The sequence below is a fragment of the Streptomyces sp. NPDC002446 genome, assembly GCF_053595675.1.
The window spans coordinates 40,367-61,329 of the sequence record NZ_JBSFYC010000046.1 but is presented as its reverse complement, the minus strand read 5'-3'; the positions used below and the strand labels follow the sequence as shown (position 1 = coordinate 61,329).

The 20,963-nt window shown below is 72.0% G+C and carries 18 protein-coding genes and 1 pseudogene; 11 read left to right on the top strand and 8 right to left on the bottom strand.

Going from position 1 to position 20,963, the window contains the following annotated elements:
* Positions 1–94, top strand: a pseudogene (locus ACWD6P_RS24390) (Crp/Fnr family transcriptional regulator); the annotation flags it as partial.
* Between the two features lie 98 nt (positions 95–192).
* Here ACWD6P_RS24390 and ACWD6P_RS24385 read toward each other — a convergent pair.
* Positions 193–1,758 (bottom strand): NAD(P)/FAD-dependent oxidoreductase, encoded by a 1,566-nt coding sequence (locus tag ACWD6P_RS24385; RefSeq protein WP_451446276.1) that lies wholly within the window; start codon positions 1,756–1,758, stop codon positions 193–195.
* A gap of 723 nt (positions 1,759–2,481) precedes the next feature.
* Here ACWD6P_RS24385 and ACWD6P_RS24380 point away from each other — a divergent pair.
* The 4 genes from ACWD6P_RS24380 to ACWD6P_RS24365 all read left to right on the top strand — a co-directional run bounded on the left by ACWD6P_RS24380 (position 2,482) and on the right by ACWD6P_RS24365 (position 5,669).
* Positions 2,482–3,426, top strand: coding sequence for a quinone oxidoreductase family protein (locus ACWD6P_RS24380; RefSeq protein WP_451446275.1), 945 nt, complete (start codon positions 2,482–2,484; stop codon positions 3,424–3,426).
* A gap of 72 nt (positions 3,427–3,498) precedes the next feature.
* Positions 3,499–4,437: an IclR family transcriptional regulator domain-containing protein gene (locus tag ACWD6P_RS24375; RefSeq protein ID WP_451446274.1), complete on the top strand. Its 939-nt coding sequence runs from the start codon at positions 3,499–3,501 to the stop codon at positions 4,435–4,437.
* A 102-nt stretch (positions 4,438–4,539) separates the two neighbouring features.
* The gene (locus ACWD6P_RS24370; RefSeq protein ID WP_451446273.1) at positions 4,540–4,989 is read left to right on the top strand and encodes a hypothetical protein; all 450 of its coding nucleotides are present in this window, start codon (positions 4,540–4,542) and stop codon (positions 4,987–4,989) included.
* Between the two features lie 41 nt (positions 4,990–5,030).
* Positions 5,031–5,669 (top strand): uridine kinase, encoded by a 639-nt coding sequence (locus tag ACWD6P_RS24365; protein WP_451446272.1) that lies wholly within the window; start codon positions 5,031–5,033, stop codon positions 5,667–5,669.
* A gap of 18 nt (positions 5,670–5,687) precedes the next feature.
* On the opposite strand, the gene ACWD6P_RS24360 is transcribed toward ACWD6P_RS24365, so the two are convergent.
* Positions 5,688–7,118, bottom strand: a complete 1,431-nt coding sequence (locus tag ACWD6P_RS24360; protein WP_451446271.1) for a WGR domain-containing protein — start codon at positions 7,116–7,118, stop codon at positions 5,688–5,690.
* A gap of 187 nt (positions 7,119–7,305) precedes the next feature.
* Here ACWD6P_RS24360 and ACWD6P_RS24355 point away from each other — a divergent pair, with 187 nt between their 5' ends.
* Positions 7,306–7,728 carry a type II toxin-antitoxin system PemK/MazF family toxin gene (locus ACWD6P_RS24355; protein WP_451446278.1) on the top strand — a complete coding sequence of 141 codons (423 nt, stop codon included), beginning with the start codon at positions 7,306–7,308 and terminating at the stop codon, positions 7,726–7,728.
* A gap of 34 nt (positions 7,729–7,762) precedes the next feature.
* On the opposite strand, the gene ACWD6P_RS24350 is transcribed toward ACWD6P_RS24355, so the two are convergent.
* The 3 genes from ACWD6P_RS24350 to ACWD6P_RS24340 form a co-directional block, all read right to left on the bottom strand.
* Positions 7,763–8,305, bottom strand: coding sequence for a DUF1697 domain-containing protein (locus tag ACWD6P_RS24350; RefSeq protein ID WP_451446270.1), 543 nt, complete (start codon positions 8,303–8,305; stop codon positions 7,763–7,765).
* 54 nt (positions 8,306–8,359) lie between these two features.
* Positions 8,360–8,947 carry a methylated-DNA--[protein]-cysteine S-methyltransferase gene (locus ACWD6P_RS24345; RefSeq protein WP_451446269.1) on the bottom strand — a complete coding sequence of 196 codons (588 nt, stop codon included), beginning with the start codon at positions 8,945–8,947 and terminating at the stop codon, positions 8,360–8,362.
* A gap of 84 nt (positions 8,948–9,031) precedes the next feature.
* Positions 9,032–9,925 carry a glycerophosphodiester phosphodiesterase gene (locus ACWD6P_RS24340; RefSeq protein ID WP_451446268.1) on the bottom strand — a complete coding sequence of 298 codons (894 nt, stop codon included), beginning with the start codon at positions 9,923–9,925 and terminating at the stop codon, positions 9,032–9,034.
* A gap of 538 nt (positions 9,926–10,463) precedes the next feature.
* Between ACWD6P_RS24340 and uvrB the strand changes: the two genes are divergently transcribed.
* The 4 genes from uvrB (at position 10,464) to ACWD6P_RS24320 (ending at position 16,705) form a co-directional block, all read left to right on the top strand.
* The gene (gene uvrB, locus ACWD6P_RS24335) at positions 10,464–12,593 is read left to right on the top strand and encodes an excinuclease ABC subunit UvrB (protein WP_451446267.1); all 2,130 of its coding nucleotides are present in this window, start codon (positions 10,464–10,466) and stop codon (positions 12,591–12,593) included.
* A gap of 151 nt (positions 12,594–12,744) precedes the next feature.
* Complete coding sequence (locus ACWD6P_RS24330) at positions 12,745–13,323, top strand: TerD family protein (protein ID WP_451446266.1); 579 nt, start codon at positions 12,745–12,747, stop codon at positions 13,321–13,323.
* Positions 13,324–13,424: 101 nt separating this feature from the next.
* Positions 13,425–15,488, top strand: coding sequence for a TerD family protein (locus ACWD6P_RS24325; protein ID WP_451446265.1), 2,064 nt, complete (start codon positions 13,425–13,427; stop codon positions 15,486–15,488).
* 227 nt (positions 15,489–15,715) lie between these two features.
* Positions 15,716–16,705: a TerC family protein gene (locus ACWD6P_RS24320; RefSeq protein ID WP_451446264.1), complete on the top strand. Its 990-nt coding sequence runs from the start codon at positions 15,716–15,718 to the stop codon at positions 16,703–16,705.
* A 79-nt stretch (positions 16,706–16,784) separates the two neighbouring features.
* Here the strand turns inward: ACWD6P_RS24320 and ACWD6P_RS24315 are convergent, their stop codons facing one another.
* The 3 genes from ACWD6P_RS24315 to ACWD6P_RS24305 all read right to left on the bottom strand — a co-directional run bounded on the left by ACWD6P_RS24315 (position 16,785) and on the right by ACWD6P_RS24305 (position 19,887).
* Positions 16,785–17,441 carry an MBL fold metallo-hydrolase gene (locus tag ACWD6P_RS24315; RefSeq protein WP_451446263.1) on the bottom strand — a complete coding sequence of 219 codons (657 nt, stop codon included), beginning with the start codon at positions 17,439–17,441 and terminating at the stop codon, positions 16,785–16,787.
* A 9-nt stretch (positions 17,442–17,450) separates the two neighbouring features.
* On the bottom strand, positions 17,451–18,194 hold the full coding sequence (locus tag ACWD6P_RS24310; protein ID WP_451446262.1) for a maleylpyruvate isomerase family mycothiol-dependent enzyme: 744 nt from the start codon (positions 18,192–18,194) through the stop codon (positions 17,451–17,453).
* Positions 18,195–18,327: 133 nt separating this feature from the next.
* Positions 18,328–19,887 (bottom strand): FAD-dependent monooxygenase, encoded by a 1,560-nt coding sequence (locus ACWD6P_RS24305; RefSeq protein ID WP_451446261.1) that lies wholly within the window; start codon positions 19,885–19,887, stop codon positions 18,328–18,330.
* Positions 19,888–19,960: 73 nt separating this feature from the next.
* Here ACWD6P_RS24305 and ACWD6P_RS24300 point away from each other — a divergent pair, with 73 nt between their 5' ends.
* A complete protein-coding gene (locus ACWD6P_RS24300; protein WP_451446260.1) occupies positions 19,961–20,695 on the top strand; it encodes a TetR/AcrR family transcriptional regulator in 735 nt (244 codons plus the stop codon).
* Positions 20,696–20,963 lie beyond the last annotated feature (268 nt).

Sequence of the window (20,963 nt, the reverse complement as noted above, 5' to 3'; positions counted from 1 at the left end):
TGACGAGCAGGCGGCCGAGCTGCGCGCCTCTATGGGAGAGGTCACGCTCGCCCGCGGCGACGCCCTGTTCCACGAAGGGGACCCCGGCGACCGCCCTTCAACCGTCTCTGGCGCCCCTACGGTAAATCAGCGGCGGTGAGAGCAGGCGGCCAGGTACGGCGGGTGGAGTGCGGCCCCCTCGCACCGCTGGGCTCAGTCGTCGGCCGGTTTCCGGCGGCTTGCGCCGCTGAAGCGCCACAGACCCGTCGGGCCGAAACCGAGCGGGCGGGGACGGCGCCTCGCTGCGGCGGGCGGTGCCGCGAGAGTGGGTGCGGCACCGGCCGCCGCGGCAGGACACGGGCCGGCGGCCGACGCGGATTCGGCCGCTGCCGGCAGCGGGGAGGGGACCGCCAGCGCAGAGGGCTCCCAGTCCGGTGCACCGCCTGCCTCCGGGCCGATCCGGGCCGTACGGCCCCGGAGCAGGCCGAGCGCGGCCGAGGGGTGCGAGAACGGCGCCGTACGGGGGGAGGGGGTGACGACATCGACATAGGCGCGGCAGACGGCGGCGCGGCCGGCGGGGGAGTGGAGGGGCTCGCCGGTGGCCAGGGACCAGGGTTCCTCGACGATGCGGCCGATGGCGCGCTGGACCTTCCTGGCGATCCCCGCGTCGTCCATTCCGTGCCGTCGCAGCGTCTCGCGCAGCGCGGCGGCACTGTGGGCGGCGATGGACAGGCCCTGGCCGAAGTCGGGGCTGAGCGAGACCACGGCGCCGCCGAGCGCGATGAATCCCGTGGGCCAGGACGGCAGCTGTTCGTAGCGCCGCCGCCGGTTGGCCGTGTCGCGGGCCAGCAGCACCTCGCTCAGCGGTTCGGCGTCGGCGATGAGGTCGCCGATGGCGGAATTTCCCGTGCGGCGGGCGAACGGCACGAACCGGTTGGCGTGTTCGGTCGGCCGCTCGTCCCCGGTGCCGGTGAGGGTCACCAGCCAGCGCCCGCCCTCGATGGGCACCAGCGTCGCCGTCCTCCCTGGGGCCGGGCGCCCGGGAGGACGATGGGCCGAATCCGGGGCGGCGGGCGCTGAACGGGTTGTGAGGACGGGGCAGTTCTCGGTGCCGACGGGGGCGCGGAAGATACGGGTGGCCGAGACGATCCCGGAGTCCGAGACGTCTTCGCGCACGGGGGGCAGGCCCAGCGCCATGAGCCGGTCCTGGGTGGTGGAGTGCCGGCCGGTGGCGTCGACCACGAGGTCGGCGTCCAGCCGATACGTTTCGCCGGTCGTGGTGTCCCGGACGCGGACGCCGGTGATGTGTTCCGCGGTGCCGGTGAGCTCCTCCGCCTCGGTTCCGTCGAGGACGGACACTCCCGCGAGGGCCGGCACCTGTTGGCGCGCGACCCGGTCGAGCAGATCGCGTGAGCAGGCGACCACATACGGCGAGCGACGCCGGCCTAACCACCCCTGCGGGGAGCAGGCGGCGAGGTCTGCGGGCATCGGGATCCGGCGGGCGCCCTCGGCCAGCCAGCCGTCGACGCTGCCGGGCAGCAGCGCTTCGACCAGTCGCGCACCGTCCGCCGCCAGGAGATGGGCGTGCCGGGCCTGCGGAAGGTCAGTGGGGAGGGCGGGGGTCCGCGGCAGCCGCTCCCGCTCGACGACGATGACGTCGGCGTGTTCGGAGAGTACGGCGGCGGCCAGCATCCCTGCGAAGCCGCCACCGAGGACCACGGCGAGGTACGGGTGCGTGAACTGCAGCCCGCTGCTGCTCGTACTGCTCGACGAGTTCATGAACGGTCCCTTTCTCGGCGGCGGCGCACGAATCCCCGGCGGTAGCGGGACTCGTCCAGAAAGGGCGGCGCCGCATACGGTCGGGAATGCCGGCGCGCGGCGGCGATGACGGCGTCGGTGGCGGCCGTGAACGAGGCCGTCAACGAGGACGGCAGGGACGCGGACGCGGTCCGCAGGATGCGCAGAGGTGCCGGTGGAAGTGGTTGTGCCAGTTGTGGGTCCCGGCAGGCCGGCGCGATCGCCGGCCTGCCGCCCCCCGATTTCCCCATCATGATTCCCCCTCAGGCCGTGCCCGTGTTGCCCTGTTCGCGGGCCACGTCCTCCGCCACCCGCCCGTATCACCGGGTGGGGAGGGCCAACACATCTGCCTCGCACAATGTGCTCTGCCCCAGGGGACGCGGCCGTCACATCCGGTCAACGGCGGACACATTTCGGATCGTAGGCGCCGGAGATCACATCCGGTAGCCAGGATTGAGCGAGAGATGAGTGAGAGCCACCGCCGGGATACTCATGGGTAGATCCGAAGCAAAACGGAGCAATCGGCGGAAAGCGACTCGCTGGTTTCTCGCCTCGCGAGAAAGCGGGAGGGAAACTTCCGCGAGAAGCCGGGCAGCGGCGCGCGAAGCCCCGCATGGTTGGCGCGAAATGATCGGGTGACCGCGCCCTGGCGAGCGCCATGCCTACCCTGTGCGGGCACCGCACAGCAGAACTTGAGGGAGAGTCGTGCGCGCGATTGTGATGCGAGAATTCGGCGGCCCGGACGTGCTGCGACTCGAGGACGTGCCCGAGCCCGAGCCGCGCAGCGGCCACTCCCTGGTCGACGTCACCTTGGCGGGCGTCAACTACGCGGACGTGCACGTACGGGGAGACACCTATCTGGCGCCCGTCGAGCTGCCGTACATACCCGGCAACGAGGTCGTGGGGACCGTGGACGGCACGCGCCGCGTCGTCGGACTGTGCCGCGGCGGCGGATACGCGGAGCGGGCGCTGCTGCACCGCCGCGTCACCTGGGACGTGCCCGACGCCATCAGCGACGCACAGGCCGTAGCGCTGGCGCTGCAGGGCAACAGTGCCTGGCATCTGCTGTTCACCTCGCTGCGGATCGCCGAGGGCGAGACGGTCGTCGTACCCGCCGCAGCGGGCGGTGTCGGCTCGCTGGCCGTCCAGCTCGCCGCGCGCGCCGGGGCCAAGGTCATCGGCCTGGCCGGCTCCCCGGAGAAGCGCAAGCTGGCACAGGAGCTGGGCGCCCACGCGGTCGTCGACTCGACGGCCGAGGACCTGACGGAGCGCATCCTGGACGCGGCCGGCGGGCCGGTCGAGGCGGCGCTGGAGATGACCGGCGGCGTCACCTTCGAGCGGACCCTCGCCGCCGTCGCGCCGCGCGGCCGGATGGCCGTCTACGGGTTCGCCGGCGGCAGCCTGGCGAGTGTGCCGACGCGTGAGCTGATGGCGCGCTCCCTCACCCTCTCCGGCTTCTGGCTGCCGCAGCTCTACGCGGACCGTACGGCGCTGCCGACCTCCATGCGGGCGCTGTTCGACGCGGTGGCGGACGGTTCCCTCAAGCCGCTGACCGGTGGCGTCCACCCGCTCGGCGAGGCGGCCCGGGCGCACCACGAGCTCGCCGCCCGGACCCAGACCGGGAAACTGGCTCTCGACGTCACACGATGACTCCGGTAGTCCGGGGCGAGGACATGCCGTGCGCCTTCGGGCGCGGAACACTGCCAGGGGAGAGAGCACACGATGGGCAACAGCACCACAGCGTCGGGACCGTCGGCCGTGTCCGGCGCCCCCGCCTCCGCTTCGGGCACCACCATCACGGAGCCCGGTGAGCCGGGCCGCCACCACGACGCGCGACAGCCGGTCAAGGACGCGTCGTCCGCGCGCGCCCGGATGACGGGATCCAGCCATGCCGAACGGGTCTTCCTCGTCCAGTCGGCCTTCGCCGAACTGGGCGGCTCCGCCCACGGACCCGGTGAGATCGCCGAGATCACCGGCCTGGACGACTCGGTCGTCTACCGCATCCTGCAGTCCGGTATCTACCAGCGGATCTTCGAGCGGGTGGACCGGGGCCTCTACCGGCTGCGGACCTCGGCCGCCCAGCTCGCCTTCACCGCGCTCGACCACCGCCTCGACGGCGCGCAGACGGTGCTCAGCGAGCTGCGGGCGGCCACCGACGGCGGACTGGCGTTCCTCTACATGGTGGCGCCGTTCTCCGGCGCCCAACGGCAGTGCATCGACATGGCCGTCGGGGACTCCGACCTCGCGGAGCTGGGCATGACCCCGCGCGATGTGCTGTCCGTGACGCGTTCCCTGCGCACCGGTGCCTCCGGGCGGACGATCCTCGCCTACCTGCCGGAGGTGCTGCAGCAGCGGGTACTGGCCGAGCCCGTACCCGACCAGGCGGGGCCGGGCGTCTACCGGGACAACGACGCGCTGGTGGAGTCCCTCGCGGAGGTGCGCGACCTCGGCTACGCGCTCGGGTACGAGGAGTGCATGGCCGGATGGAACTCCTGCGCGGCGCCGATCATGTGGGACGGTTCCATCATGGGCGCGGTCCTGCTGCTGAAGCTCAAGTCCGTGATGCCGGTGGCCCCCGACAGCGTCATCGAGGCGACGAAGGAGGCGGCGGCCGAACTCAGCCGCTACGGAGCCGCCCGCCCGTCCGCCGACCAGGCCTGAACCGGGCCGACCGGCCACCGGTCGCTTCATGAACCCGCCCTCCTCTCCGGGACGGCGCCGGCAGCCGCACAATGAACTACCGACGACGCACAAGGGGGCCTGATGGAGACGGAGTTGGTGGCGCTCGCCACGGCGGGGGCGACAACGCTGGTGCAGCAGATGGCGACGGAGGGCTGGACGGCGGTCCGCGGCAGAATGGCGGCGTTCCTCGCCCGGCGCCGGGGCACCGCGGGCGAGGAGGCGGTCGAGGGCGAGCTGGAGGGCTCCCGCGCCGATCTAGCGGCGGCCCGGGAGCTGGGCGACCAGGCCGGAATGGACGGGGTGACCGCGGTGTGGCGGCTGCGGCTGCACCGGCTGCTGAGCGAGGACCCGGCCGCGGCGGCCGAACTGCGCGCCCTGCTTGATGAGGTGGCGCCCCAGGGAGACCACGCGACGGTGCGTGTGCACAACACCATCAACGGCGGTGTCCACCACGGCCCGGTGATCCAGGCCGGCCTCATCTCCGGCAACCACACCTTCCCCGCACCGCCGGGCCGGCCGGGCTCCGGCTGACGCGCCGCGCCGTGCACCGAACGGCCGGGCAGAATGGCGGTGTGCGGCTCGAAGCGATCACCTGGGAACGGCTCACGGACGCGCTCGCCGAGCGCATCGCGGCGACGACGGCGAAGGACGGGAGCCCCTGGCTGAGAGTGGCCGTCGACGGGGCTCCGGCGGCCGCGCCCGGCGACCTCGCGGCCCGGCTCGCAGAGGCGCTGCGGATCCGGGGGCGGGCGGTGCACAAGGCCGGCACCTTCGGCTTTCTGCGGCCCGCCTCCCTGCGGCTCGAATACGGCCGGGAGGATCCCGACGCCTACCACGACGAGTGGTTCGACCGGCAGGCGCTGTGGCGCGAGGTGTTCCAGCCACTGGATCCGGGCGGCACCGGGAGAGTGCTCCCGGACCTGTGGGATCCGCTGACGGACCGGGCGACGCGCAGCGCGTACGTGACACTGCCGCCCGGCGGCGTCCTGTTGCTGCACGGTCCTCTGCTGCTGGGCCACTGGTTCCCCTTCGATCTCTCCGTCCATCTGATGCTGTCGCCGGCCGCGCTCGCCCGTCGCACCCCGCCGGGCGAGCGCTGGACGCTGCCCGCCTTCGCGCGCTACGAGGCCGAGACACGGCCCGAGGAGGCGGCGGATGTCGTCGTACGGGCCGACGATCCCCGTCGGCCGGCCTGGAGCGGGCTCGCCTGAGCGGCCGGACTCCAGGCCTCAGACGATCTGCCGGATCTCGCCCCGGACGCGGTAGAAGCCGCCCGAGGCCGCCGACACACCATCGACGACATACCGCGCGCCCACCTGGCGTATATGGCGCGGGAACTGGACGTTCCAGGACGGCTCATAGCCGTCGGAGACCACATGGACCCGCAGCCGGCCGGCTTCCTGCACGCACTCCACCACGATCCCCGAGGCGGCGGCGGACGCCACCGTCTGCACCGAGGCCGAGGGGGTGTACGTGGGCAGCGCGGCGGCCGACTTCACATCCCGGGCCACCGGCACCGTGCCCGACCGGGCGGCGGCGATGGCCGCGTCGCTCGCGTCGACGCACACCAGGGAGCCGTCGGTGGTGACCATGTACAGCTTCTCGTCCAGATACTGCATGGACAGCGCCGATCCGCCGCCCGTGCCCAGCTTCCACAGACGGGTGCCGTCGGCCGCGAAGCAGTACACCGAGGAGGCCGAGTCGCCGGCGAAGACATAGCGGCCGCCGGGGGCCGTGGCGCAGGAGTAGACGACCGTGTCGCACTGGTAGGTGGCTTCCAGCGCCCCGCTGTCCTTCGTCAGCCGCTGGACGACCCGGCGGTCCGTGCCGGCGTACACCGCTCGGTCCTCCTGCCAGCCGAACAGGACCGCGCCCTTGGTCGGGGTGTGCCACAACTCGCCGCTGCCGTCGGCGGCGTAGGCGGTCACGCCGCGGTGATGGCCGTGGTAGACGGCGTGTTCGTCCCGCCGCACCATCCAGGCGTGCTCGCCCGGGCTGCGCCGCGACCACTGGTGTTCGTCCTCGTGGTCGATGACGGTCAGACCGCCCTTGCGGTCGGCGACATGGAGGATGCCCTCGCGGATGTCCAGCCAGAAGATGTCGACATCGGGGGCGATGTCGTAGGCCGCGAAGGGGAGTTTGGAGGAGAGGTCGTAGACCGTGCCGTTGTCGCAGCCGGCGTAGATCCAGAAGTCGTCCGCCACCAGGCACTTGACGCCGTCGGGGAGCTGGTAACGCGCCAGCACCTCGCCGTCGTGGCCGAGCGTGTAGACATCGCCGTTCTGATTGCCGACCCAGCAGCGGTCCTCGGCGATGTGGATGCCGAACGCCGAAGCTCCCGTACGGAACCGCCACAGCACCGGTGCGACCGCGCGGGCCGTCGACGGCGCGGAAGAGACCTGACGCCGCGTCACCGAGCGTGCGGCGCGCTGTCCCCGCACTGCCGGGGCATAGCCCTTGCGGACCTTCTCCCCGATCTTCTTGGCGGCCGCGGCCTGCGCCTTCTCCCGCGTCGGGAACGTCGAGGTCTGCTGCTGGCCGGCCGCGCCGATCCGCCCGTAGCGCACCGAGACGACCGTGTTCTGCACCGTCACCTCGTAGAACTTGTGGGCACCGCCGCCCTCTTGCGACAGCTCCAGATACGTCGTGGTCTCGGACATGGCTCTCCCCTCCCGGGCGGCCCCGACGGCCGTCCCCCGCTGCTGAAAAAACCGTACGGCCGACCACTGACAATCGACCGTCGAGCGCCGGCCGTGGACCGCTGACGTGCCGGTTCTCGCGGGCGGTTAGCGTGAGGGCGTGACCACTTCATCCCACGCAACCGACCCCTCCGATGCGGCCGCAGCGCTGCCCGGCAGGCAGGGTCCCACCGCGACCGTGGAGGCCCGTACGCGCTCCGTCGGCGCCGTGCAGATGTCCTACGCGCCGGACCCGGACGGCGATCCGGACCCCGGCGAGATCGTCTGGACCTGGGTGCCCTACGAGGAGAACGACGGGCGGGGCAAGGACCGGCCGGTGCTGGTCGTCGCCCGGGAGCCCCGCGGGACGCTGCTGGCGGTCCAGCTCTCCAGCAAGCGGCACAACAACGACCGGGAGTGGGTCCCCATCGGGGCGGGCCCCTGGGACCGCGCGGGGCGCGACTCCTGGGTGGCCGTGGACCGCGTGCTGCGGGTGCACCCGGCGGGGATGCGGCGCGAGGCCTGCGCCCTGGACCGCGGCCGCTTCAACCTCGTCGTCAACCGGCTGCGCGAGCGCTACGGCTGGCGCTGACGGCCCCAGGGGCCGCGGCGGGCACAGGGAGGCGTCAGGCGTCCGCCAGGGCCAGCAGCTTGGTGACGGTGTTCCAGTTGCGGGCCGTCGCCGTCACCCCGAGGGGCGCGCGGCTCACTGCCGCGGCGAGCTTGGAGCGGCCGATGCCGCCCGGGCACCACAGGTACAGTTCGCGCCCGGTCAGCCGGAACCGGTCGGGCGCGAACGCGGTCTGGTCGAGCGCGTCCAGGCGTGAGGTGTCGGCCGGCGCCGCCGACAGGAACGTCACATGCAGGCTCTTGGGCTCCGGCACGGCCTGCGGGAACGGATTCGCGGCGACGGCGGCGGCCAGCTCGTCGCGGGTCCGGACGACGACCGGGACCGTCAGGCCGAGCTCGGCGGCGATCCGGTCGTGGATCATCCGGGCGGTCTCCTCCGGCGGCGTACCGGGGTCGGCGAAGACGATATTGCCGGTCTGCAGCAGAACGGAGACGTCCTGGAACCCCAGCGACCGGGCCAGCTCCAGCTGCCCGGCCTTGGGGAAGGAGTTGTGGCCTCCGACGTTGATGCCGCGGAGCAGGGCGATCTGACGGGACATGGCGCTGCCATTCGTAGGAGTCCGGCCTCGGCGAGGACGGACGACGGCCGGGGGTCAGAAGAGCGGAGCGGGCAGCACACCTTCGAGGGCCAGCAGCAGCCGCTTGGTCTCCAGGCCGCCGCCGAAACCGCCGATCCCGCCGTCGCTCGCCACGACGCGGTGGCAGGGGACGACGACCGGCAGCGGATTGGAGCCCATCGCGGACCCGACCGCGCGGGCCGCGCCCGGCTCCCCGACGCGGTCGGCGAGGTCCTGATAGCCGACCACCGTGCCATAGGGCACATCGGCGGCCAGGGCGTGCAGCACCCGGGCGTTGAAGCCGGAGGACAGCGACCAGTCCAAGGGGACGGTGAAGGCGCGCAGTCGCCCGGAGAAGTAGGCGGTGAGCTCGTCGGCGGCCGTCGCCAGATGAGGTATCTCCGGCAGCGGCGGCCCGCCGAAGAGCTGCTCCAGACGGGTCAGCGCGCGGCGGGCCGTCCGCTCGTCGGCATGGAAGGCGACCTGGACCAGGCCCTGCCGGGTCGCGGCGAGCAGCAGCGGACCGATCGGGGTCTCCAGAAGCGTCCAGGCCCACTCGCGCCGGGCCCCGGGGCCCGCCTGCGGCCCAGGAACCTGCTCGGAAACCTGCTCGGAATGCGTCACCTGATCAGGGTAGGACGCACCACTGACAACGCGACGGCGAACGGCCCGGCGGTGGTCGCCGGGCCGCCCGCCGTGGCACCGTGCTCAGCCGTCGCGGTCCTTCCGGCCCTCCAGCGCGTCCCGCACCACGTCGGGCTTGTTAGTGATGATGCCGTCGACGCCCATGTCGGCGACCTTGACCGCTACGGCCGGGTCGTCGACGGTCCAGGTGTACAGGTCCAGCTGCCTGCGGTGCGGACCCTTCAGGCCGTGCACGGCGGCGACGTACTCCGGGGTGACCGCGGTGTGGACGGGATTGATCTGGTCGCAGTACTTCGCGTACTTCGGGAGGTCGGCGACGGACGGGTTGCCGAGGAAGCCCGTCTTGATGTCCGACCGGAGCGTGTGCACCGTCTTGATCGTGTCGGCGTTGAAGCTCTGGATGATCAGACGGTGCTTGACGTGGTCCCTGTCCAGCCAGCCCGCGTTGCGCAGCTCCCGGAGGGTCTGCCGCTCGATGCCCGGGTAGAGCTCCGGGGACTTGAGCTCCATCAGCAGGCTCTGGTCGTTGTGCTCGACCTGGTCCATGTAGTCCTCGAGGGTCGGCACGCGCTCGCCCTCGAACTTCTGCCCGAACCAGCTGCCCGCGTCCAGCTTCTCGATCTCCTTGAGGGTGAAGTCCGAGACGCTCCAGGGGGAGCGGTCGGGGAAGACCTCCTCGACGTCGGTGGTCCGGGCGAGCGAGTTGTCGTGGAGGATGACCAGCTCACCGTCCTTGGTGCGCTGGACGTCGTTCTCGACCCATTCGATGCCGAGCTCGGCGGCGGCATCGATGGCGGCGAGGGTGTTCTCGGGCGCGTACGACGAGGCGCCGCGGTGGGCGACCGGCAGCGGAGTGAGTCCGTGCGGCGAGGCCTGGGCGGCGGTTGTGGAGAGGACGAGCGCGGACAGACCCATGAGCGCACCGGCGACAACGGTGGCGACGGGGCGGATACGCATACGGACTCCTCGTGACGTCGTGGGCGTGAGCGGACGTGAAGTGACGTGAACGGGTCGGACGGGCAGAGGCTCGCAGCCGGGCCAGAGCAGGAGGCGGTCGTACGGTGGCCGAGGGCTGAACGAGAGGTGGCCGGTCTTCCGTGTGGAGCGTCGCGCAATTGCAGGATGCCCGGATAAGCCGTGCAACAGACGTCCGCTCCGATGTCGTCCAACTTGCCGGAGCCGCGGCATCCGCGCATCTTGGCCGATGATGCGTCACCCGTCGCGCTTCTGACCGGTTTTGGTCATATGCGGTGAAAGAAGGGCCGGCGTGACCTCCCCGCGCGCGGGCGCGTCGCTCTCATGGCCCTGCGTCCGGCCCGGAAGCTCCGGCACCTCCCGGGCCGTGACGATCGCGGCCGACCGCTGCCCCGCCGGCGCCGCCGCACGGCGTCCCGGGCTCGCCCGGCCCCGCCACAGCCTGCCGATTCCGTCGCAGATCCGCAGGTCGGAGCGGTTCCCACGCCGGTTGTCAGTGCTGGGTCGTACGGTGGATCCCATGCGGCCCGTATCAAAGATCGAACGCACGGTGGCGCCTTTCGAGGTCGTCAGCCCCTACCAGCCCAATGGCGACCAGCCGGCGGCCATCGCCGAGCTGGAGCGGCGCATCCGCGGGGGTGAAAAGGACGTCGTCCTGCTGGGCGCAACCGGCACCGGCAAGTCGGCGACCACCGCATGGATGATCGAGAAGCTGCAGCGGCCGACCCTCGTCATGGCGCCCAACAAGACCCTCGCGGCCCAGCTCGCCAACGAATTCCGCGAGCTGCTGCCGAACAACGCCGTCGAGTACTTCGTCTCCTACTACGACTACTACCAGCCCGAGGCGTATGTCCCGCAGTCCGATACGTACATCGAGAAGGACTCCTCCATCAACGAGGAGGTCGAACGGCTGCGCCACTCCGCGACGAATTCGCTGCTCACCCGGCGTGACGTGGTCGTGGTCGCCTCGGTGTCCTGCATCTACGGCCTGGGTACGCCGCAGGAGTACGTCGACCGGATGGTCCCGCTGAAGGTCGGCGACGAGTTCGACCGCGACCAGCTGCTGCGCCGCTTCGTCGACATCCAGTACACCCGCAACGACGTGGCCTTCACCCGGGGCACGTTCCGGGTCCGCGGCGACACCATCGAGATCTTCCCGGTCTACGAGGAGCTGGCCGTGCGGATCGAGATGTTCGGTGACGAGATCGAGGCGCTGTCCACCCTCCATCCGCTCACCGGCGAGGTCATCAGCGACGACCAAGAGCTGTACATCTTCCCGGCCAGCCACTACATCGCCGGTCCGGAGCGCATGGAGCGGGCCATCGCCGGGATCGAGGCCGAGCTGGCGGACCGTCTCGCCGCGCTGGAGAAGCAGGGCAAGCAGCTGGAGGCCCAGCGGCTGCGCATGCGCACCACGTACGACATCGAGATGATGCGGCAGATCGGCTCCTGCTCGGGCATCGAGAACTACTCGATGCACATGGACGGCCGCGAGCCCGGTTCCGCGCCCAACACCCTCATCGACTACTTCCCGGACGACTTCCTCCTGGTCATCGACGAGTCGCACGTCACCGTGCCGCAGATCGGCGCCATGTACGAGGGCGACGCCTCGCGCAAGCGCACCCTCGTCGACCACGGCTTCCGGCTGCCGTCCGCGCTGGACAACCGGCCGCTGAAGTGGGAGGAGTTCCTCGACCGCATCGGCCAGACCGTCTATCTGTCCGCGACCCCCGGCCCGTACGAGCTCGCCCGGAGCGACGGCTTCGTGGAGCAGATCATCCGCCCGACCGGCCTGGTGGACCCGGAGGTGGTGGTCAAGCCCACCGACGGGCAGATCGACGACCTGGTGCACGAGATCCGGGCGCGTACGGAGAAGGACGAGCGCGTCCTGGTCACCACCCTCACCAAGAAGATGGCCGAGGACCTCACCGACTACTTCCTCGAGCTCGGCATTCAGGTGCGCTATCTGCACAGCGACGTGGACACCCTGCGGCGGGTGGAGCTGCTGCGCGAGCTGCGATCGGGTGAGTACGACGTCCTGGTGGGCATCAACCTGCTGCGTGAGGGCCTCGACCTCCCCGAGGTGTCCCTGGTGGCCATCCTGGACGCCGACAAGGAGGGCTTCCTGCGGTCCGGTTCCGCGCTGATCCAGACGATCGGGCGCGCGGCGCGCAATGTCTCCGGACAGGTGCACATGTACGCCGACAAGGTCACCCGGGCGATGGAGAAGGCCATCGACGAAACCAACCGGCGGCGTGAGAAGCAGCTGGCGTACAACAAGGAGCACGGCATCGACCCGCAGCCGCTCCGCAAGAAGATCGGCGACATCGTCGCCACGATCGCCCGCGAGGAGATCGACACCCAGGAGCTGCTGGGCTCGGGCTACCGCAAGTCGGGCGAGGCCAAGGAGGCCAAGGGCAAGGCCCCGGTCCCGGCGCTCGGCGGGCGGGCGGGGAAGGGCAAGGCCAAGGCGGGTGCCGCGCTGACGGACCGTCCCGCCGCCGAACTGGCCGAGCTCATCGAGGAGATGACGGAGCGGATGCGGGCCGCCGCGGCGGAGCTGCAGTTCGAGGTCGCCGCCCGGCTGCGCGACGAGGTGGGCGAACTGAAGAAGGAGCTGCGGCAAATGAGGGAGGCCGGCGTGAAGTGACGGGGGAGGGGCGGGCGGCCCCCGTGGCCGCCCCGGTGTTGCAGAAACGCCACAAACGCGGGCCTGGTGCGCCCCGGGCCCGCCGTCGTGCGTAGGGTCGAAGGGGCCCGCCGGAAAGCTGGGCGGGGACAGTACGGAGAAGGGACGGCGCGTGTCGGTCAATTTGTCCAAGGGGCAGGGCATCAGCCTGCAGAAGTCCGACGGCGGAACGCTGACCGCGGTGCGGATGGGACTGGGGTGGCGTTCGGCGCCGCGCCGCGGCCTGTTCGGGAGGCGCACCAACGAGATCGACCTCGACGCCTCCGCGGTGCTGTTCGCCGACAAGAAGCCGATAGATGTGGTGTTCTTCCAGCATCTGATCAGCGATGACGGCGCGGTCCGGCACACCGGCGACAACCTGGTCGGCGGCGCGGGTCAGGGCGGCGACGACGAGGCGATCCTGGTCGACCTGGCGCGGCTGCCGGTGCACATCGACCAGATCGTGTTCACCGTCAACTCCTTCACCGGCCAGACCTTCACCGAGGTGCAGGACGCCTTCTGCCGTCTGGTGGACGAGTCCACCGGCGAGGAGCTGGCCCGCTACACCCTTACGGGCGGCGGCAACTACACCGCCCAGGTGATGGCCAAGGTGCACCGCGTCGGCAGCGGCTGGCAGATGACCGCCATCGGTGAGCCCTCTGTCGGCCGTACGTTCCAGGACCTGGTGCCCGCGATCGTGCCGCACCTGTAACCACCGCACGCCGCGGCGGCGCGCACCCGGGCCGCGCCGCCGCCGTCCCGGGCCGGTGCCCGGGCCCGGCCCGGGACGTATCACAACCAGGGGGAACAACGATGACGGCCGAGCTGGTCCGGGGGCAGAACCACGCACTGGACCGCACACGGGTGGAGATCCGGATCGCGGCGGGCGGCCCCGTCGTGGCCGGGGTGACGCTCGGCGACGAGCAGGGCAGGCTCTCCGGCGCCGAGGCGGTGGCCCATCCGGGTGCGCCGCGGCGCACCGGCATCGAGGTTCCCCGTCAGGCCGCCGCCGAGCACCGCATCGCGGTCGACCTCGACGCGCTGCCCGACGCCGTCCACCGGGTGAGCGTGCTGCTGGCGCTGCCCACCGGGATCGGCGCGCTGACCACCTTCGGTGCCGCCGCCGCGCCGTCCGTCGTGGTCACCGGCCTCGACGGCACGCCCCTCGCCGGCTACACCATCACCGGTCTGGGCGCCGAGTCCGCCGTCGTCGCCGTGGAGCTGTACCGCAGACAGGGCGCCTGGAAGGTCCGCGCGGTGGGCCAGGGCTATGCCGGCGGCCTCACCGCGATGCTGCGCGACCAGGGGCTGGCGCAGGCGGCGGAGCTCGCCGCGGAGATCGAGCAGGCCGTCAGCCTGGGGCACGCCCGCGCGGTCCCGGCGCCGGTCGCGGCGAGCGGGACCGAGAAGCGCCCGGAGCGCTCCGGGGCGGGCCCGGCCGCCGCGCCCGCTGCGGAGCGGCCCGGCCCCGCGCACACACCGGCTGACGACCCGGCAGCATCCGGGACAGGCACCGCGGCCCGCATGAAGGGGACCGGACCGGCCGCCGGGGCCGTGGCCAAGGCCGGATCCGTCCCGGCATCCGGCGGCCCCGTCGACTACCGCCACCCCAAGCGCCGCAGCGCCCCCGCACCGGCCGGCCCGGCCCCGGCCGCCCCCGCCGCCTCCGGCACACCCGACGGCCCCCCGGCCCCCGTCGCCGGCGACGCGGCCGGATGGAGCATGGAGGAGCGGCTCTACAACCAGGTCTGGGGGATGTTCGAGGACCTGGCCCGCTCGGTCGCGGCGTACCGCAGCGCGTCCGACTTCGCCGAGTCCCGCCTGGAGCAGGAGCTCGACCGGGCCCTCGCCGACCCGCGCAACCGCCTCGGCACCGCCGCCGACGTCGCCCGCGCCACCGCCCGCGACAAGCACGCCACCCTGGTCACCCAGGCCCGCGCCGCGCTCGACCGCGACCTCGGGCAGCTGGCCGCCGAGTCGGAGGTCGTGGAGCCCGCGCTGCCGCCCGCCTTCGCCCGCTGGGACAACCCCGTGTGGCAGGGCTATCAGGTCCCGCAGGAGCGCCCGATGGCGCTGCGCCTGGGCGATCTGCACCTCCCGGAGGTGCTGGACCTGCGCATCCCCATGCTCGTACGGCTCCCCCTGGAGCGCGGTCTGTGGATCGACAGCGGGCCCGACGCCTACGCCCTGGCCGGTCCCGGCCCCGAGCGCGAGTACGGCCGGCGGGAGCTGGGCAGCGCGCTGACGGACGGGCCGCCGGACGAGGCCGCGCTGCGCCGGCTCGCCATGGAGACCGCCGTCGCCATCGCCGCCCGGATGCTCGCCGTCCACCCCGCCGGTGAGTTCGCCATCCAGGTCATCGACCCCGGGGGCACGGCGGCGCCGGCGCTCGCCCCGCTCGTGGAGACCGGTGCGCTGCCCGCCGCCCCGGTGCCCGGCGCCAAGGGCGTGGCCGCGGTGCTGGAGGGGCTGACCCGGCGGGTGGACCTCGTCCAGATGGCCGTGCGCAGTCGTGCCGCGGATGCGCTGCCGCCGGATCTGGACACCGCCGAGCAGTTGCTGATCGTGCATGACTTCCCGCACGGCTTCGACGACCGCGCCCTCACCCAGCTCCGCTATCTGGCCGACGAGGGCCCCGCCGTCGGGGTGCATCTGATGATGGTGGCCGACCGCGCCCAGGCCCGGGAGTACGGCCCGGTCCTGGATCCGCTGTGGCGCTCCCTGCTGCGGATCACGCCGGTGCCCGACGCGCACCTCGCCGACCCCTGGGTGGGCCACGCCTGGACGTATGAGCCGCCGCTGGCCCCGAAGGGCAGCCAGGTGGTGCGCCAGGTGCTGAGCCAGGTCGCCGGAGCCCGCCGGGCGGAAGGCCACTGACCAGCCACCTGACCAGCAGCTTTACCTAATTCTTTACTATTACTTGGCGTTCCTTTACCCTTCTTGGTGCGGAGGGGAGTATTCCCGCTACGACGTACCCGTCATCACGGATTCGAGTGTGACGAGATCCCGGGGCGTCGGCCCCGTTCCCCACAGGCGGAACGGGGCGGAAGAGACCTCCGGCAGCGACGACGCTGTAAGTGCCGTACGACTCTGCCGGAGGAGCAGTGGACGTTTCCCTGACCCTGTGGACGCTGACCATCCTTGGTCTGTGTGCCCTGATAGCCGCCGACTTCTTTATCGGCGGCCGCAAACCGCACGAGGTCTCCATCAAGGAGGCCGGAATCTGGACCGCCGTCTGGATCGCGCTCGCCGCGCTGTTCGGCCTCGGGCTGCTGTTCTTCGGCGGCGCCGCGCCGGCCGGTGAGTTCTTCGCGGGCTTCATCACCGAGAAGTCCCTGAGCGTCGACAACCTCTTCGTCTTCGTACTGATCATGGCGAAGTTCGCGGTCCCGACGATCTACCAGCAGCGGGTCCTGATGGTCGGCGTACTGATCGCGCTGGTGCTGCGGGCCGGCTTCATCGGCGCCGGCGCCGCGATCATCGCCAACTTCTCCTGGATCTTCTACCTCTTCGGTGCCTTCCTCATCTGGACCGCGTGGAAGCTCATCAAGGAGGCCCGCGCCGAGGAGCAGGACGAGGAGTTCGAGGAGAACCGCTTCCTGAAGCTGGTCGAGAAGCGCTTCCCGTCGACCGACAAGTACCACGGCACCAAGCTGTTCATCGTCGAGAACGGCAAGCGGCTGATGACGCCGATGCTGATCGTCATGCTGGCGATCGGCACCACCGACGTCCTGTTCGCGCTGGACTCCATCCCGGCGATCTTCGGCCTCACCCAGGACCCGTACATCGTCTTCACCGCCAACGCCTTCGCCCTGATGGGTCTGCGGCAGCTGTACTTCCTGATCGGCGGGCTGCTGAAGAAGCTGGTCCACCTCTCCTACGGCCTGTCGATCATCCTGGGCTTCATCGGCGTGAAGCTCGTACTGCACGCGCTGCACGAGTCCGGGGTGGCCGTCCCGGAGATCAGCATCCCGGTCTCGCTGGGCGTCATCTGCGCCGTGCTCGTCGTCACGACCATCACCAGCCTGCGCGCCTCGAAGAAGCAGGCGGCGGCCGAGGCGGCGACCGCCGGCAAGGAGCGCGTCGACGCCTGAGGTCCGACGCCCCTGGCGCACCGCTGACGGCGCCCGGCCCTCGCTCCCGTACGGAGCGGGGCCGGGCGCCCGGCGTTCTCTACCAGCCGCGCCGGCGCCACTCCGCCAGATGCGGCCGCTCCGCACCGAGCGTGGTGTCGTTGCCGTGGCCCGGATAGACCCAGGTCTCGTCGGGGAGTTCGCCGAAGAGCTTGCTCTCCACACCGTCGATCAGGCTGGCGAAGTGATCCGGATTGCCCCAGGTGTTGCCGACGCCGCCGGGGAAGAGGCAGTCCCCGGTGAACAGATGCGGGGCGCCGTGCGGGTCGTCGTAGACCAGCGCGATGCTGCCGGGAGTGTGGCCGACCAGATGACGCGCCGTCAGCTTGACGCGTCCGACGGTGATCGTGTCGCCGTCGTCGACCAGCACGTCCGTGGGCACCGGGATGCCCTCGGCGTCATGCCGGCCCGCGTAGGTGCGGGCGCCGGTCGCGTCGACCACCTCGCGCAGGGCGCCCCAGTGGTCGCCGTGCCGGTGCGTGGTGACGACGGACGCGATGCCGCTGTCGCCGATCAGCGCGAGGAGGGTGTGCGGATCGGCGGCCGCGTCGATCAGCAGCTGCTCGTCGGTCGCACGGCACCGCAGCACATAGGCGTTGTTGTCCATCCGGCCGACCGCGACCTTCGAGATCATCACGTCGGTCAGTTCGTGCACGTCGGCCGCTCCGCCGACCTTCACTGCTCCGCTATAGCCCATGTGTCCACTCTAAAGCGGGGGTACGACAGGCAGGGCGGAGCCGTGGCTGTCCAGCGCGGAGCCGTCGCCCCGCCCGGTGAGCCAGCCGACCAGGGCCGTCGCGGAGCCCGAGACCACCACGGGCGCGGCCTCGGTGCCCGCTACGGCCGCGGTGCCGCCGGTGCGCCAGCTACGGCCGTCGTCGGCACGCAGCTCCAGGGCGGGCAGGTCCGGGTGGCCGGCGAACTTGATCGTGGCGAGGAAGGCCAGCTCGCTGCCGACGAAGTCGGGCGACAGCTGGTCGAGGGTGTGGCCGACGCCGAGGTCCAGATGGTGCAACTCCACCTCGGCGAGGCGGCGCAGCGGCAGCCGGTCGGCCCGTTCGACGACGCCGTTGCGCATCTCGACCTCGAACGCGCGGCGCGCCTCCGGGAGCGCGTCCGCTGCCGCATCGAACCGTGCGGCGCTCTCCTTGAGGTCCTCCAGGTGCGCCGCCAACGGGCGGGCGGCGTCCCGTTCGATGTCCGCGTCACGGGCGGCGGCGCTCGCGTACATGGGCGTACGGACATCCGTACGCGCCCAGGTGAGGAGGTTGACCAGCGCATCCGCGTTGCGCGCCAGATGGGCGAGGACATGGCCGCGGGTCCAGCGGGGGAGCAGCGACGGCTCGCCCATGGCCGCGTCGTCGAGCTTGCTCACCGAGACCAGCAGCCGTTCGGTGGCCTCGCGGACGGCGGCCACATCGTGCGGGAAGTCAGGCGGGGTGACGGTCATGGTCCGACGCTAGCGCCACGAGGGCGAGTTCGGGAGTCGGCCGACGCCGATCGGGGGCGTACGCGGGCGGGGCGGGCGGCGTGTGCAAGGGCCCGGGGGACGGCCGGACGCCGCCCGCGGTGTCTGCGCGCGGTCAGACCGCCGGGTCGGCCGGCGTCCCGAACCACCGGTGGAGCGCGTCACCCAGTTCGTCCTGCGCGGCGGCCGGGGCGGGGGTGTCCGCCGCCCAGGCGGTGCAGCCGTCCGGCCGTACCAGGAGGCCGGCCAGGCCGGGCCGCCCGGGGCAGGCGGCGGTCAGCACCCGCACCCGGGTGCCGTACCCGGCGGCGCGGGCGCGCAGAGCGGCGTCATCGGTGAGATCGAGCAACAGACCCTGCCCGCCGCGCAGATGGTCCGCGAGCCGGCTGCCGTCGGAGAGCTCCAGGTCCGGGGCGCTGCGACCGGTGAGCGGATGGTCGCCCGGCAGGTCGTAGCGCTGCCAGACGCCGGAGATCTTCTTGGCGAAGAAGGTGGTGGCGTCGACGGTTCCGGTCAGCTCGGCGAGCACCGTGCGCAGCGCCCGGGTGTGCGACTCCGGTCGCATCAGCGCCACTTGGGCCCGGGTCCACTCCAGCACCCAGGCGCCTATCGGGTGCCGCTCCGCGGTGTAGGTGTCGAGCAGCCCCTCCGGTGCCCAGCCGTGCACCGTTGCGGCCAGCTTCCAGCCCAGGTTCATCGCGTCCCCGATACCGAGGTTCAGTCCCTGGCCGCCGAACGGTGAGTGCACATGCGCCGCGTCACCGGCCAGCAGCACCCGCCCCGCCCGGTAGTCGGGCACCTGACGGGCGTTGTCCGTGAACCGGGTCGCCGAGAGCACCTTGTGCACCTTGACGCCCTCGACGCCGGAGACGTTGCGCAGGGACGTCTCCAACTCCTCGGCGGTAACGGGCGCTTCGCGGTCCGCGGGCGGCCCGTCGAACTCCACGGTGAGGATCCGGCCGGGTACCGGGCCGTGCGAGTACGTCCCGGTCGCGGTCCAGTTCCAGCCGGCTCCCAGCTTCTCGGCGCCGGTCATCTCCACGATGGCCTGATGGCCGGTGATCTCGGGGTCCGTCCCCGGGAACGGGAAGCCGGCGAGCCGGCGGACCGTACTGCGCCCGCCGTCGCACCCCACCAGCCAGCCGGTCCGCAGCGACCCGTCGGACGTGCCGACGCGGACCCCGTCGTCGTCGGCGTCGAAGCCGGTCAGCGTCACCCCGCGGCGCAGGTCGACGCCCAGCTCGGCGGCGCGGGCGGCGAGCAGCCGTTCCAGCGCCTCCTGGGGTACGAGGCCGACCTCGGCGGCCGGGCCGGGGCCCTCGAAGTCCGGGTCGGACTCGTCCAGCAGATCACCGCGCAGCATGATCCCGGCGAAGTGCCCGGCGAACTTCGGCGGCCGCTGCACCCCGGACGCGCCCGCGGTCTGCCGCTGCCGCAGGAACGAGCTGAACCTCTCCAGCGTGGCGCGCTGCGCCTCGGCCAGGCCGGGCAGCATCCCGCGCCGGTAGAAGGCCTCCGCGCTGGGGGAGTTGATCGCCCCCGCCTTGATCGTCGTGTCCACCTCGGTCAGCCGCTCCAGGACGACGACCCGGACGTCCGCCAGTGCCAGTTCGCAGGCGAGCAACAGCCCCACCGGGCCGCCCCCTGCCACTACTACGTCTGCGTCATGCCTCATGCGGCGAGAGTGTAGTCACTAAAAAGTTTTTGTGACTACAAAATTTGTGAAGGGGCGGCCTAGGATTCCGGGCATGGTGGATGAGCGTGAGGAGCGGCGGCACGGCGCCGCGGGGGCGTCCGGTGGCGAGCGGATCGCCGGCCGGGAGGCGGAGACCGGCTTCGGCGAGGAAGACGGGCGGCTGACGCTGCGCGAGCGCAAGAAGCTGCGCACCCGGCAGCGGATCTCCGGCGAGGCGACCCTGCTGTTCATCCGGCGCGGCTTCGACAACGTCACCGTCGCCGAGGTGGCCCGTGCCGCCGAGGTGTCCACGATGACCGTCTTCAATTACTTCCCGCGCAAGGAGGACCTCTTCCTCGACCGGATCCCCGAGGCGCGGGAGCTGCTCACCCGTGCCGTCCGGGACCGCGGCGCGGACGAGACGCCGCTGGCCGCGCTGCGCCGCCTCGCCTTCGAGCTGCTGGAGCAGCGGCATCCGCTCGGCGGGGTGGGGGAGGGGTACGAGCACTTCTGGCGCACGGTGCTGGACTCGCCCGCGCTGCGGGCGCGGGGCCGTGAGGCGGTCGAGGAGATGGAGGACACGCTCGCCGGGCTGCTGGCCGAGGCCGCGGGAGGCGAGGCCGGGCGGCCGGACTCCGACTCCCGGCTGGCCGCGGCGCTGATCATCGCCGGGATCCGGGCGGCGTACGCCGGGGCCGCGGGCCGGCAGCTCGGCGGTGACCCGGCGGACGAGGTGGCCGTGGGGCAGGCGGAGGTGCTGCGGCGGACGTTCGATGCGCTGGAGCGGGCCCTGCCGGGAAACGGCTGAGTTGCCGGGGGCGGCGGATTTCCGCAGCGTACGGGCGTGTGGCCGGGCGGGAAGGTTGTGGGGCCGCCACACGTTTGGGTGAAGAGGGCTTGCGGGCCCCGTAAATCGAATGCGCGTGCTATAGGCTCGTGTATGGCATCCCAAAGACAGTGCCGCGGCGGGCCCCATACCCTGGGGCGGGGGCTCCGCTCCGCTCCGCCGCCTCTGCTCACTCACCGAGCGGCGGACGCAGAGCCGCGGCTCCCGCCCCTCTCCAAGAAAGGTGCCG

Excerpts from the sequence above, each read along its gene's own strand:
- ACWD6P_RS24385 (WP_451446276.1), bottom strand. The coding sequence starts at position 1,758 with ATGAACTCGTCGAGCAGTACGAGCAGCAGCGGGCTGCAGTTCACGCAC.
- ACWD6P_RS24375 (WP_451446274.1), top strand. The coding sequence starts at position 3,499 with ATGGGCAACAGCACCACAGCGTCGGGACCGTCGGCCGTGTCCGGCGCC.
- ACWD6P_RS24370 (WP_451446273.1), top strand. The coding sequence starts at position 4,540 with ATGGAGACGGAGTTGGTGGCGCTCGCCACGGCGGGGGCGACAACGCTG.
- ACWD6P_RS24360 (WP_451446271.1), bottom strand. The coding sequence starts at position 7,118 with ATGTCCGAGACCACGACGTATCTGGAGCTGTCGCAAGAGGGCGGCGGT.
- ACWD6P_RS24350 (WP_451446270.1), bottom strand. The coding sequence starts at position 8,305 with ATGTCCCGTCAGATCGCCCTGCTCCGCGGCATCAACGTCGGAGGCCAC.
- ACWD6P_RS24340 (WP_451446268.1), bottom strand. The coding sequence starts at position 9,925 with ATGCGTATCCGCCCCGTCGCCACCGTTGTCGCCGGTGCGCTCATGGGT.
- uvrB (WP_451446267.1), top strand. The coding sequence starts at position 10,464 with ATGCGGCCCGTATCAAAGATCGAACGCACGGTGGCGCCTTTCGAGGTC.
- ACWD6P_RS24325 (WP_451446265.1), top strand. The coding sequence starts at position 13,425 with ATGACGGCCGAGCTGGTCCGGGGGCAGAACCACGCACTGGACCGCACA.
- ACWD6P_RS24315 (WP_451446263.1), bottom strand. The coding sequence starts at position 17,441 with ATGGGCTATAGCGGAGCAGTGAAGGTCGGCGGAGCGGCCGACGTGCAC.
- ACWD6P_RS24310 (WP_451446262.1), bottom strand. The coding sequence starts at position 18,194 with ATGACCGTCACCCCGCCTGACTTCCCGCACGATGTGGCCGCCGTCCGC.
- ACWD6P_RS24305 (WP_451446261.1), bottom strand. The coding sequence starts at position 19,887 with ATGAGGCATGACGCAGACGTAGTAGTGGCAGGGGGCGGCCCGGTGGGG.
- ACWD6P_RS24300 (WP_451446260.1), top strand. The coding sequence starts at position 19,961 with ATGGTGGATGAGCGTGAGGAGCGGCGGCACGGCGCCGCGGGGGCGTCC.